The sequence below is a fragment of the Azospirillum ramasamyi genome, from assembly GCF_003233655.1.
Lineage (GTDB): Bacteria > Pseudomonadota > Alphaproteobacteria > Azospirillales > Azospirillaceae > Azospirillum > Azospirillum ramasamyi.
Window position 1 is genome coordinate 319,878 of sequence record NZ_CP029832.1, and the last position, 12,535, is coordinate 332,412.

The 12,535-nt window shown below is 67.6% G+C and carries 10 protein-coding genes; 8 read left to right on the forward strand and 2 right to left on the reverse strand.

Annotation, left to right across the window (positions count from 1 at the left end; genetic code table 11):
• The first annotated feature begins 11 nt into the window (after positions 1 to 11).
• The 7 genes from DM194_RS20815 (at position 12) to DM194_RS20845 (ending at position 8,373) form a co-directional block, all read left to right on the forward strand.
• A complete protein-coding gene (locus DM194_RS20815; RefSeq protein ID WP_111069476.1) occupies positions 12 to 992 on the forward strand; it encodes a Bug family tripartite tricarboxylate transporter substrate binding protein in 981 nt (326 codons plus the stop codon).
• A 51-nt stretch (positions 993 to 1,043) separates the two neighbouring features.
• Complete coding sequence (locus DM194_RS20820; RefSeq protein ID WP_111069477.1) at positions 1,044 to 2,021, forward strand: Bug family tripartite tricarboxylate transporter substrate binding protein; 978 nt, start codon at positions 1,044 to 1,046, stop codon at positions 2,019 to 2,021.
• 75 nt (positions 2,022 to 2,096) lie between these two features.
• Entirely contained in the window at positions 2,097 to 2,579 is a 483-nt protein-coding gene (locus DM194_RS20825) for a tripartite tricarboxylate transporter TctB family protein (protein ID WP_111069478.1), read from the forward strand.
• A gap of 27 nt (positions 2,580 to 2,606) precedes the next feature.
• Positions 2,607 to 4,127, forward strand: a complete 1,521-nt coding sequence (locus DM194_RS20830) for a tripartite tricarboxylate transporter permease (RefSeq protein WP_111069479.1) — start codon at positions 2,607 to 2,609, stop codon at positions 4,125 to 4,127.
• Positions 4,128 to 4,258: 131 nt separating this feature from the next.
• On the forward strand, positions 4,259 to 5,086 hold the full coding sequence (locus tag DM194_RS20835; RefSeq protein ID WP_111069739.1) for a universal stress protein: 828 nt from the start codon (positions 4,259 to 4,261) through the stop codon (positions 5,084 to 5,086).
• 37 nt (positions 5,087 to 5,123) lie between these two features.
• On the forward strand, positions 5,124 to 5,798 hold the full coding sequence (locus DM194_RS20840; protein WP_111069480.1) for a response regulator transcription factor: 675 nt from the start codon (positions 5,124 to 5,126) through the stop codon (positions 5,796 to 5,798).
• Positions 5,770 to 8,373, forward strand: a complete 2,604-nt coding sequence (locus tag DM194_RS20845) for a sensor histidine kinase (protein WP_111069481.1) — start codon at positions 5,770 to 5,772, stop codon at positions 8,371 to 8,373. The genes DM194_RS20840 and DM194_RS20845 overlap by 29 nt, the downstream gene beginning before the upstream one ends.
• 21 nt (positions 8,374 to 8,394) lie before the next feature.
• Here the strand turns inward: DM194_RS20845 and btsR are convergent, their stop codons facing one another.
• Positions 8,395 to 9,114: a two-component system response regulator BtsR gene (gene btsR / locus DM194_RS20850; RefSeq protein WP_111069482.1), complete on the reverse strand. Its 720-nt coding sequence runs from the start codon at positions 9,112 to 9,114 to the stop codon at positions 8,395 to 8,397.
• Positions 9,111 to 10,808: a sensor histidine kinase gene (locus tag DM194_RS20855; protein ID WP_111069483.1), complete on the reverse strand. Its 1,698-nt coding sequence runs from the start codon at positions 10,806 to 10,808 to the stop codon at positions 9,111 to 9,113. The genes btsR and DM194_RS20855 overlap by 4 nt, the downstream gene beginning before the upstream one ends.
• Before the next feature lie 411 nt (positions 10,809 to 11,219).
• Between DM194_RS20855 and DM194_RS20860 the strand changes: the two genes are divergently transcribed.
• The gene (locus DM194_RS20860) at positions 11,220 to 12,500 is read left to right on the forward strand and encodes a serine/threonine transporter (RefSeq protein WP_425457320.1); all 1,281 of its coding nucleotides are present in this window, start codon (positions 11,220 to 11,222) and stop codon (positions 12,498 to 12,500) included.
• Positions 12,501 to 12,535: the final 35 nt, after the last annotated feature.

The window sequence follows — 12,535 nt, forward strand, 5'->3', positions numbered from 1 at the left end:
GAGGGTTCATCATGAAATTCGGCATTTCCGCCAGGCTGGCATTCGCCGCGGCCGTGGCGGTCGGCACCGCGTCCTTCAGCGTCCCGGCCCAGGTCAAAGCGGCCGAACTGAAGTCGGTGGAGATCATCGCCCCGGCCAATGCCGGTGGCGGCTACGACCAGCATGCCCGCGCGATGCAGCAGGTGATGCAGAACCACAAGCTGGCGTCCGGCGTCCAGGTGGTCAACATCCCCGGCGCCGGCGGCACCATCGGGCTCAGCCAGTTCGTCACGGCGAAGAAGCGCAATCCCGGCATGATGATCAGCGGCCTCGGCATGATCGGCGCGATCCTGATCAACAAGTCGCCGGTGACGCTGGATCAGGTGACGCCGCTGGGCCGGCTGACCGGCGAATACCAGCCGATCGTCGTCGCGGCGGATTCGCCGATCAGGACGCTCGACGACCTGATCCGCAAATTCAAGGACGATCCCGGGTCTGTGTCCTGGGGCGGCTTCGCCGTCGGCAGCCCCGACCACATCCTCTACGGCCTGATCGTCAAGGCGGTGGGCGGCGACGTCGGCAAGATGAACTACATCGCGGCCGGGGCCGGCGGCGAGATGATGGCGTCGATCCTGGGCGGCCACATCACCGTCGCCACCGGCGGCTACAACGAGATGGCCTCGCAGCTCCAGGCCGGAAAGCTGCGGGCGCTCGCCATCTCCGCCCCGCAGCGCGTCCCCGGCATCGACATCCCGACCTTCAAGGAACAGGGCGTAGACGTGGAGCTGGTGAACTGGCGCGCCGTGATGGCGCCGGGGAACCTGAAGGCCGACGAGCTGAAGGCGATGAACGAGGCGGTCGGCGCGATGACCAGGACCGACGAATGGAAGCAGATCGCCAAGGAGCGCGGCTGGATCGACCTCTACCTGCCGTCCGACAGCTTCGCCGCCTTCCTCAAGGAGGAGCGCAGCCGGATCGGAGCCGTGATGACCGAGCTCGGCCTCGTCAGGTAACGCGCCTTATCGACAAGAAGCGTCCTTAAAGGAAACACCGGGAGGAACCCCATGGGCAGCCGTCACGCCACCCTCTTCAAGGGCCTGTTCACCGCCGCCGCGCTGATCGCCGGCACCGTCACCTCCACCCCCTCGCTGGCCGAGTTGAAGGGGTTGGAGATCATCGCCCCCGCCAGCCCCGGCGGCGGTTGGGACCAGCATGCGCGCACGCTGCAGCAGGTGCTGCAGAACCAGAAGCTGGCCTCCGGCATCCAGGTCGCCAACATCCCCGGCGCCGGCGGCACCATCGGGCTGGCGCAGTTCGTCACCGCCAGGAAGCGCAACCCCGCCATTCTCGTCGGCGGCCAGATCATGCTCGGCGCCATCGTCACCAACAAGTCGGCGGTCACGCTGGATCAGGTGGCGCCGCTTGCCCGGCTGACCGGCGAATACACCGCCATCGTCGTGCCGGCCGACTCGCCGATCAAGTCCTTCGGCGACCTGCTGCAGAAGTTCAAGGCCGACCCCGGTTCGGTGTCCTGGGGCGGCGGATCGGCCGGCGGCAGCGACCAGATCCTCGCCGGGCTGATCGCCAAGGCGGCCGGCGTCGACCCGGCCAAGGTCAACTATGTCGCCACCGCCGGCGGCGGCGAGTTGCTGGCCTCGGCGCTGGGCGGCCATGTGACGCTGGGCATGGGCGGCTACAACGAATTCGCGCCGCAGTTCCAGGCCGGAAAGCTGCGCGCCATCGCCGTCTCCGCGCCGCAGCGCCTCCCCAACACCGACACCCCGACCCTGAAGGAACAGGGCGTCGACCTGGAATTCGTCAACTGGCGCGGCATCTTCGCCCAGGCCAACGCCAAGCCGGCCGAGATGAAGGAGCTTCAGGAGGCGGTGGCCAAGGCGGTCGCCAGCCCCGAGTGGCAGGAGATCCTGAAGCAGCGCGGCTGGATCGACCAGTACCAGCCCTCCGACCAGTTCGCCGCCTTCCTGAAGGAAGACCGCGCCCGCATCGAAGGGACGCTGAAGGACATCGGCGTGACCAAGTAACGGCGGCTCCGGCGCAGGCGCCCCGCAAGCCGAGGGGGCGCGCGCCGGCCACCGCGCGGAAACCGGGAGGATGCCATGACCACTGGCCGCAGTTTGCGGATCGGCGAAGCCTTGCTCGGCGGCGGCCTGTTCGCCCTGGGTGCGCTGATCGCCGTCGAGACCATGCTGACCCCGTCCGCCGGCCGCGGCGTGGTCGGCCCCGCCCTGTTCCCCTACCTGATCGCGGCCGGCCTGATGCTGGTCGCCCTGTCGCTGCTGCGCGAGGCCTTCGCCGGGCACATCGCGCATGACGGCGGGCTGGAGCTGAACCTGCGGGCGGTGGTGCTGATCGCGGCCGGGCTGGCCGCACAGTTCCTGCTGATCGAATATCTCGGCTGGATTCCATCGGCCGCCCTGCTGTTCGTCGCGGTGGCCCGCGCCTTCGGCAACCGCCGCTATCTGCTGAACGCCGTGCTCGGGCTGGTGCTCGCCGGCGGCACCTTCGCGGTCTTCAACTACGGCCTCGACCTGAACCTGCCGATCGGCACCGTCGGCGAGTGGTTCCTGCCGGCCGAATAAGCGTCCTTTCGGGAAGGAAACGCATCCATGGACACCCTCGCGGCGCTCGGCCACGGCTTCCTCGTGGCGTTGACGCCCTACAACCTGCTGTGGTCGGCCATCGGGGTCACCGTGGGCACGGCGGTCGGCGTCCTGCCCGGCATCGGCCCGGCGCTCACCGTGGCGCTGCTGCTGCCGGTCACCTACCATCTGGAGCCGACCTCCGCCTTCATCATGTTCGCCGGCATCTATTACGGCGCCATGTATGGCGGCTCCACCACCTCGATCCTGCTGAACGCGCCGGGCGAATCCGGCAGCATCGTCACCGCCATCGACGGCCACGCCATGGCCCGCCAGGGCCGCGGCGCCCAGGCGCTCGCCACCGCCGCCATCGGCTCCTTCGTCGCCGGCACCATCGCCACCGCTGCGCTCACCTTCGTCGCGCCGCTGATGGTGAAGATGGCGCTGCTGTTCGGCCCGGCGGAGTATTTCGCCCTGATGGTGCTGGCGCTGACCACCGTCACCGCGGTGCTGGGCAACTCGCTCGCCCGTGGGCTGGGCAGCCTGTTCCTCGGGCTGGCGCTGGGTCTGGTCGGCATCGACATGCAGACCGGTCAGGCGCGGCTGGCCTTCGGCGTGCCGGAACTGCTGGACGGCATCGACACCGTCGTCGTCGCGGTCGGGCTGTTCGCGGTGGGCGAGACGCTCTACGTCGCCTCGCGCTTCCGCTTCGAGCGGGAGGAGGTCTATGCGCTGAAAGGCTCCAAATGGATGAGCCGGGAGGACTGGTCGCGGTCCTGGAAGCCGTGGCTGCGCGGCACCCTCCTGGGCTTCCCCATCGGCGCCCTGCCGGCGGGCGGCAGCGAGATCCCGACCTTCCTGTCCTATCTGGTCGAAAAGCGTCTGGCGAAGAAGCCGGAGGAGTTCGGCCATGGCGCCATCGAGGCGGTGGCCGGGCCGGAAGCCGCCAACAACGCGTCCGCCGCCGGCGTGCTGGCGCCGCTGCTGTCGCTCGGCCTGCCGACCTCGGCCACCGCCGCGATCATGCTGGCCGCCTTCCAGCAATATGGCCTGCAGCCCGGCCCGACGCTGTTCGACAGCAACCCGGAACTGGTCTGGGGCATGATCGCCAGCCTCTATGTCGGCAACGTGCTGCTGCTTCTGCTGAACCTGCCGCTGGTGGGGATGTGGGTGAAGCTGCTGGTCATTCCGCGGCCCTGGCTCTATGCCGGCATCCTGGTTTTCTCCACGCTGGGCGCCTACACGCTGAACAACAACGTGGTCGATCTGGTCATCCTGTGGGTGATCGGGCTGGTCGGCTTCGGCATGCGGGTGCTGAACGTGCCGGTGGCGCCCTGCGTCGTCGGGCTGATCCTGGGGCCGCTGGCCGAGCAGCAGTTCCGCCGCGCCCTCGCCATCAGCCAGGGCGACGCCACCGTCTTCATCACCCATCCGATCTCCGCCGCGCTGCTCGCCATCGCCTTGCTGCTGGTGGTCGGTCCGCTGGTGATGCGCCGCCGCAGCCGCGCCGCCGAGTCCGGCCATGCCGGCAAGACCTCGGCTGTGTGATCGGCGGCTGTGTGATCGGCGGCCGCGTGATCGACGGCCGCGTGATCGGCAGCGGTCCGATCGCCCCTCCCAGCCTCTCATCGGGACGCCGCCCGGATCCCGTAAGCCGGCCCCTGTACGGAGAACACGCCATGAAGAAGGTTCTCGTTCCCCTCACCGGCCGTCCGCTGGACCGCCGCGCCGTCGCCTCCGCCTTCCTGGTCGCCGAACGCTTCGGCGCCCATGTGGAGGGGCTCAGCGTCATGCCGCAGGTGGAAATCCGCACCTCCATCGAAAGCGCCGCCATTCCCAAGGCGCTGGTGGAGCAGTTGATCCGCATCGGGCAGGCCGAACAGGCGGAGGTGGTGGACGCCGCGCACCTGCTGTTCGATGAGTTCCGCGGCCGTCACGGCGGCGTCGCCGCCTCCTGGCAGCAGGCGACCGGCCCGCTGGCGGAAACCGTGTCGGAGGAGGCGCGGCTGGCCGACGTCACCGTGATCGCCCAGGCGTCCGACGGCACCAACGCCATGGGTCCGGTGATCGAGGCGGCTCTGTTCGGCTCCGGCCGGCCGCTTCTGCTGGCGCCGAAGGCGGAACCGGCGGCGCTCGGCGAAACGGTCGCGGTCGCCTGGGACGGCGGCGCGGCGGCGGCGCGGGCGGTCGCCACCGCCATCCCCTTCCTGCACCGCGCCGGCAAGGTCGTCGTGCTGTCCACCGACACGCCGCAGGACTGCCGCTCGGCCGATCCAGACCGTCTGACCCGGTATCTCGCCCTGCATGGCATCGTCGCCGCCGTCCGGCGCATGGCCGCATCCTCCGGCGTCAGCCGGGCGCTGCTGGAAAACGCCCAGGCGCTGGGCTGCGACCTGCTGGTGATGGGCGGCTACGGGCACAGCCGCGTCCGCGAGCGGGTGTGGGGCGGCGTGACGCTCGACATCCTGCGCGAACCGCCTACCCTGCCGATCCTGATGGCCCATTGAGGCGCCGCACAGGTCCGGAACGGAGGGAGGGCAGCCAATGCGCATTCTCGTCGTCGAAGACACCGAGGATCTGGCCGACGCCATCGTCCATCGCCTGCGCAAGCTGGGCTATGCGGTGGATTGGGTGGCCGACGGCCAGGAGGCGGAGGAACTGCTGCGCCGCGAGCCCTATCAGCTGGTCCTTCTCGACATCATGCTGCCGGGCATCGACGGGCAGGCGCTGCTGGGCCAGCTGCGCCGCCGCCGCAACGCCACGCCGGTGCTGATGATGACCGCCCGGTCCCAGGTGGACGTGAAGATCGACCTTCTCGACCTCGGCGCCGACGACTTCATCGTCAAGCCCTTCGACCTTCGCGAGCTGGAGGCGCGCTGCCGGGCGCTGCTGCGCCGCTCCCACGGCATGGCGGCGTCGCGCACCGAGTTCGGCAACATCCTGTTCGACGCCGCGGCCAAGCTGGTGCAGGTCGATGGCCGCCCGGTCGAGCTGGGGGGCCGCGAGTTCCGGCTGCTGGAGCTGTTCCTCGGCCATCTCGGCGCGGTGATGTCGAAGGAGGATTTGATGGACCGCCTGTTCAGCCTGGACCAGCCCACCGCGCTGAACGCCATCGAGTTGTACGTCTCGCGGCTGCGGCGCAAGATGCAGGGATCGTCGATGGAGATCCGCACGGTTCGGGGGCTGGGGTATGTGGCGGAAATCCGCAACGGGGAATGAGGGAACCTATTCGCTGCGCCGCCGCCTGTTCATCCGGCTGCTCGGCGTGCTGGCGGTTCTGTCCGGCTGCCTGTTCCTGTTCGTCGACGCCTATGCCCGGCGCGCCGCCGACGCCGCCTTCGACCGCCTGCTGGCGGCGTCCGCCCTGTCCATCGCCGACACGGTGCGGGTGCAGGACGGGCGGTTTCTGGTCGATCTGCCCTATTCCTCGCTCAGCATCCTGGCCCAGGGCGGCGGAGAGGAGCAGGGCGGCGGGCGCGACCGCCTCTTCTACCGCATCGTCGCGCCGGACGGATCGCCGGTCACGGGATACGACGATCTGCCGGTGACCGCCAAGTCCGGCACCAGCGTCCGCCCGCAATTCGCCGACGCCACCTACCGCGACGCGCGGGTGCGCGTCGCCACGCTCGACCGCTTCGTGGCGCAGCCGGGCCTCGCCGGCTGGGTCACCATCGCCGTCGCCCAGACGCGCGAGGAGCGGCAGGCGCTGGCGCGCGACATCCTTGCCAACGCCTTCCTGCCCATCGTCTTCGCCATGATGGCCGTGGCCGCGCTGGTGTGGTTCGGCATCCGGCAGGCGCTCGCCCCGCTCGGCTTGCTGGAGCGCGCGCTGCGCGACCGCCACGCCCGCGACCTCTCCCCCATCGCCATGCCGCCGCCGCAGGAGGTGTCGCAGCTGGTCCATGCGATCAACCAACTGATGGACAGGCTGAAGGCCAATCTGGACACCATGCAGACCTTCCTGGCCGACGCCGCCCACCAGATCCGCACGCCGCTCGCCAGCCTGCGCCTGCAGGCCGAACTGGCGGCCGACGAGGACGATCCCGCCGCCCTGCGCCGCATCGCCCAGCGGGTCCACCGCAACGCCGTGGAGGCCAGCCAACTGACCAGCCAGCTTCTCAACCACGCCATGGTGATGCACCGCAGCGAGGCCTTGAACCCCGAGGACGTGGATGTCGGCGCCCTGCTCGAACAGGTGATCCAGCGGGCGAGGCCCGTGGCCGGAGAGACGCCGATCCGGTTGGAGGTCGATCCCGCTGCCGAATCGGGTCTGGTCCCCGGCGACGCCGTCAGCCTGCGCGAGGCGCTGACCAACCTCGTCGACAACGCCGTGAAATACGCCGGTGCGGTGAAGCATGACGGATCCGGCGGCGCCATCGACGTGTCCCTGACCCGCCGGCCCGGCGACCGCGGCCTGCGCATCGAGGTGGCCGACCACGGCCCCGGCATCCCGGACGCGGAGAAGGCGACCGTGCTGACCCGCTTCGGACGCGGCAGCTCGGCGGCCGGGGTCGCCGGCAGCGGGCTGGGGCTTGCCATCGTCCATTCCGTCGCCGAGGCGCACGGCGCCGCCCTGTCGCTGCTCGACCGTCCGGGCGGCGGGCTGGTGGCGCGGATCGACTTCCCCGCTGCCCTCGCAAGCGCCACCACCGCCGCCGTGTCCAATCCCGTCGCCGGCCCGTCCGCCGGCCGGGCCGCATTGCCGGCCATGGCCTTCGCGGCAGTGACCGCGCTGTGGTCGCCCGCCCCGGCGGCAGCCCAGATGGCGACCCAGATGTCCACGCAGATGGCGACACGGACCATCACCTATCCGGCTCCCGGCACGGCGCGTGAGCGGCTGCGCATCCACGCGGCGACCGACCGTCAGGCGATGGAGCCGCTGGTCCTCGACTTCCAGCGCGCGTATCCGGACGTCACGGTGGAGTATGTCGATGCCGGCACGTCGGAGCTGTATGCCCGCGCGGTCAAGGATGCCGAGACGGACAAGCCCGACCTGCTGATCAGTTCCGCCGCCGACCTTCAGGTCAAGCTGGTGAATGACGGGCATACCCAGCCCCACATCCCGGCCGACAGCCAGTCCCTGCCGGGCTGGGCCAACTGGCGGAACGAGGCCTTCGGCTTCACCTTCGAGCCGGCGGTGATCGCCTACGACCGCAACCGTCTGGACGAAGACCGGGTACCGCGCACCCGCGACGCCCTGATCCGGCTGCTGCGCGAGGATCGCACCAATTTCGGCCGGCTGGTCGCCACCTACGACGTCACCATAAGCGGCATCGGCTATCTCCTGGCCTCGCACGACGCGCTGCTGTTCAGCCAGTATTGGCAGCTGGTGGGGCTGATGGGCAATGCCCAGGTGCGGACGGCCTGCTGCAGCGCCGACCTTCTCGACATGGTGGAGCGGGGCGAGGCGCTGATCGCCTACAATGTCCTGGGATCCTACGCGCGGGCACGGGTGGCGGCGGGCGCCCCCATCGGCATCGTGATGCCGGAGGACTACACTCTGGTCGTCTCGCGCGTGGCGGTGATTCCGAAATCGGCGCCGCGCCCCCGCCTGGCCGGCCTGTTCATCGATTACCTGCTGTCCACCCGCGGGCAGGAGGTGGTTGCCGACCGCTCCGCCCTGTACGCGCTGTCCTCCTCGGTCACCCTCGAGGCCTCGGCCGCCGGCCTGCGCTCCAGCACCGTGGCGCCCCTGCAGCCGATAGCGCTCAGCGCGGCGCTGCTGGTCTTCCTCGATCCGCTCAAGCGCGGAAATTTCCTGCGGCAATGGCGGTCGGCGGTGCAACTGCCCTGATACCAGCGGTGATCGATGCCGTCACAGGATGCCGAGCCGCTCCTTGACCTGGGGGAAGAAGCGCCGGCTCACGGGGATCACATGGCCGCGCTTCGTGACGATCTCCGCGAGGCCGTTTTCAAGGAAGTTGATCTTCTCGATGCAGTCGGTGTTGACCAGATACTGCCGGTGGCAGCGCAGCAACGGCGTGCGGTCCTGAAGGATGTGGAGGGGAAGCTCCGTCGGCCGTTCGGTGCCGTCGGTGGAGACCACATAGACGCCGCTGGCGCCGGACGCCACATGCTCGACATCCTCCATGCGCACCAGATGCACATGGTGCTGGCCGAAACAGGGGATCTGGCGCAGCTGGTTGGCCCCCGGAAGCTGGTCGATCTTCTGCGGTTCGCGCTCCCGGCGGAGGCGCTGCAGCGTCTTGTCGAGGCGGGCCTGGTTGATCGGCTTCAGCAGGTAATCGAAGGCATGCTGTTCGAACGCCTGCACAGCATACTCGTCGTAAGCCGTCAGGAAGACGATGTGCGGCATCTTTTCGTGGTCGAGCATGCTCAGCATCTCGATGCCGCTCACCCGCGGCATTTGGATGTCCAGGAACACGACGTCCGGCTTTTCCCGGTTGATCACGCCGATGGCATCGATCGCGTTGCTGCATTCCCCGATGACGTTGATATCCTCGGCCTTCGAGAGAACGCGGCGAAGCTCCTTGCGGGCGAGCGGTTCGTCATCGACGATAAGCACGTTGATCATTTGGAAGTGGCCTCCAAAGGAACCCGGATCGTGATGCGGGTGAATACATCCCGCTCGAACTCAACGTTAACACCGTATGAAGGACCAAAATAGTTCTTGATGCGGCGGTCGACCAGACTCATTCCGAGCCCCTGACCCTTCGGTTTTTTTGGTTCGTACAGACCGGCATTGTCTTCGACATCGACAACGAGAACTTCGCCCTCCTGTCGGGCCTTAATGGAAACATGCCCGGGCCTGAGCAACTGCGAAGTGCCATGCTTTATGGCGTTTTCCACCACCGGCTGAAGCGTGAAGGCAGGCAGCCGCACCCGGCCCAGGTTTTCGGGAACGTCGATGTCCACCGACAGGCGGTCGGAAAAGCGCGCGAGTTCGATCTGCAGATAGGCGCTCACATGCTCGATCTCCTCCGACAGCGGGGCGATTTGGCTCGGGCGCTTCAGGTTCATGCGGAAGAAGGTGGACAGGTCGCCGATCAGGTCGCGGGCCTTTTCCGGTTCGTCGCAGGTGACGGCGGCGATGGTGTTCAGCGCGTTGAACAGGAAATGCGGGTTCACCTGGGCGTGCAGAAGCTTGATCTCCGCCTGCGCCAGCATCGCCTTCTGCTCTTCGTAGCGGCCGGCGAGGATCTGGCTCGACAGCAGCTTGGCGATGCCTTCGCCCAGCGTGCGGTTGATGGTGGAGAACAGCTTGGTCTTGGGTTCGTACAGCTTGATCGTGCCGATGACGTGGCTGTCCTCGCCGACCAGCGGGATGACCAGCGACGCCCCCAGCGGGCAGGTCGGGCTGATCGAGCACTGATAGGCCACCTCGTTGCCGTCGGCATAGATGACCTCGTTGTTGGCGATGGCGTCCAGCGTGCTCGTCGAGGAAATCCGCGTGCCGGGCAGGTGGTGGTCGTCGCCGACGCCGATGAAGGCGAGGATCTTCTCGCGGTCGGTGATGGCGACGGCGCCCACCCCGGTTTCCTCATAGATGATCCTGGCGACGGTCATGCTGTTTTCCTGGTTGAAGCCCCGGCGCAGCACGCCGTCGGCCCGCGCGGCGATGGCCAGCGCCTTGGCGGAAAACAGGCTGGACTGCCGTTCGATCAATGCCCGGCGGTCGAGCAGGATGCCGATGAACATCGCCGCGCCCAGCGTGTTGGCGATCAGTTCCGGCACCGCGATCAACAGGACGATCTCCAGCGTCTGGTCGAAGGGACGCGCCACCGCGAGGTCGATCAGCAGTTCGATCACGACGCCGACGAAGGTCAGGGCGCCGGCCTTGACCGGATCGAACAGGGTGCGGACCTTGCCTTTCCGGATGAGGTGGCGATGCATCAGGCCGCCCAGCAGGCCTTGCGCGACGATGCCGAGGGCGGCGGCGAGCGCGAAGGAACCACCCAGCGAATAGCGGTACAGCCCCCCGGTAATTCCCACCGCGACGCCGACCACCGGCCCGCCGAGAAGCCCGCCGAGCACCGCGCCGATCGCCGGCGTGTTGGCGATGGCCTGGATCACCGGCATGCCGAGGATCGCTCCCATCATGCAGAACAGCGAGAAGATGACGTAGCAGGCCAGCTTGTGCGGCGGCCGGATCGTCACATGGGTAAGCGGGATGAAGAACTTCGTCCTGCTGAGGAGATAGGCCACCACCAGATAGACGCACATCTGCTGGAGAAGCACGAGTGACAGGCTCACAGGATCAATCAGCATAGGTTAAGGCTCCCTGCACCCGCGCGTCCGGGCCATACGATCCGCGCAGATGGGCAACGGCAAGTGCCGGGTCAAGACGCAGGGCTTGAATCTTCGTCGGCTGAAAGGCCCAGGGGAAGAGGCGGGGTGAGGGGGCGCATTGCGTGGATTTTCCGCAGGTTCCGCCATGTGTGCCCCCCTCCCCTTGGCCCCCTCCCAGGGGGGAAAGGGGCCCCGCTGGCATCGGGAGCCCGCCGCTCGCCCTCCGCCGCCTCCGCTCAGTTCCCCATTCCGCCGCTCATTTCGCTATTCCACCGCTCCCGAGTTCAGACAGGCATTGTCGCCGGGGCGTTGATAAGTTTCCTCCAGGTCAACAAAGCGCAGCCTTTCCCGGATGACCCGAGCATCCACAATCAAAGGCATGCTGGAGGCATAGATATGGTCAGCATCTCAACGGAATCCACGAGGCTCGGCAATCCGCCACTTCCGTGGACCAAGCATGATACCATGTGGATGCTTGGGCTCTTCGGAACGGCTATTGGCGCAGGCACGCTCTTTCTTCCCATCAACGCCGGTATCGGCGGTTTCTGGCCGCTGGCGGTGATGGCGGTCATCGCCTTCCCGATGACCTATCTCGCCCACCGGGGCCTCTGCCGCTTCATCCTGTCCTCATCAAAGCCCGGCAGCGACATCACCGAAGTGGTGGCCGAGCATTTCGGCACCACCGCCGGCAAGTTCATCACCCTGCTGTACTTCTTCACCATCCTGCCGATCCTGCTGATCTACGGCGTCGGCCTGACCAACACGGTCGAAAGCCTGATGGTGAATCAGCTGGGCATGGTGCCGCCGCCGCGCATCCTGCTGTCTCTGGGCCTGATCCTCGGCCTGATGGGCGTGATCAAGCTGGGCGAGCAGATGGTCGTGCGGGTCATGGGCTGGCTGGTCTATCCCTTCGTCTTCGTCCTGCTGGGCATCGGCCTGTATCTCGCCCCCGACTGGAACGGCGCGATCCTCGAGCAGACCCCGACCGTCGGCCAGTTCAGCCTGACCCTGTGGCTCAGCATCCCGGCCCTGGTGTTCTCCTTCAACCACTCCCCCGCCATCTCCCGCTTCGTCGTCGCCCAGCAGAACCAGTATGGTGAGGATGCCGAGGCCCAGACCACCCGCATCGAAAAGTACGCGGTCGTCATGATGGTCCTGGTTGTCATGTTCTTCGTGTTCAGCTGCGTCTTCGCCCTGAGCCCGCAGGACCTGGCCGAAGCGAAGGCCCAGAACATCTCGATCCTGTCCTACCTCGGCAACAAGTTCGACAACCCGCTGATGGCCGTCCTGACGCCGCTCGTGGCCTTCGTGGCGATCACCAAGTCCTTCTTCGGCCACTATCTCGGCGCCCGTGAAGGTCTGAACGGTCTGATCTCCCAGCAGCTGCGCAGCCAGGGCAAGTCGGTCAACGAAAAGGCAATCAACCGCTTCAGCGCCCTGTTCATGGTCGCCGCCGTCTGGATCGCCGCCACCCTGAACCCCAGCATCCTGGGCATGATCGAAACCCTCTGCGGTCCCATCATCGCCGCCCTGCTCTTCATCATGCCGATGTACGCGATCCGTAAGGTGCCTGCCATGCGCAAGTACGCCGGTCAGCCGGGCAACGTGGTGGTGCTCTTCATCGGCAGCGTGGCGATGTCCGCCATCCTCTACTCCCTGCTCAGCCTCTGACGATCCCTCTCTCCCCTGCCCACCGTTTCCGCTCA

Coding starts and splice junctions, on each gene's coding strand:
- DM194_RS20855 (WP_111069483.1), bottom strand. CDS start 10,808: ATGCTGATTGATCCTGTGAGCCTGTCACTCGTGCTTCTCCAGCAGATG.
- DM194_RS20825 (WP_111069478.1), top strand. CDS start 2,097: ATGACCACTGGCCGCAGTTTGCGGATCGGCGAAGCCTTGCTCGGCGGC.
- DM194_RS20815 (WP_111069476.1), top strand. CDS start 12: ATGAAATTCGGCATTTCCGCCAGGCTGGCATTCGCCGCGGCCGTGGCG.
- DM194_RS20845 (WP_111069481.1), top strand. CDS start 5,770: ATGTGGCGGAAATCCGCAACGGGGAATGAGGGAACCTATTCGCTGCGC.
- btsR (WP_111069482.1), bottom strand. CDS start 9,114: ATGATCAACGTGCTTATCGTCGATGACGAACCGCTCGCCCGCAAGGAG.
- DM194_RS20820 (WP_111069477.1), top strand. CDS start 1,044: ATGGGCAGCCGTCACGCCACCCTCTTCAAGGGCCTGTTCACCGCCGCC.
- DM194_RS20840 (WP_111069480.1), top strand. CDS start 5,124: ATGCGCATTCTCGTCGTCGAAGACACCGAGGATCTGGCCGACGCCATC.
- DM194_RS20830 (WP_111069479.1), top strand. CDS start 2,607: ATGGACACCCTCGCGGCGCTCGGCCACGGCTTCCTCGTGGCGTTGACG.
- DM194_RS20835 (WP_111069739.1), top strand. CDS start 4,259: ATGAAGAAGGTTCTCGTTCCCCTCACCGGCCGTCCGCTGGACCGCCGC.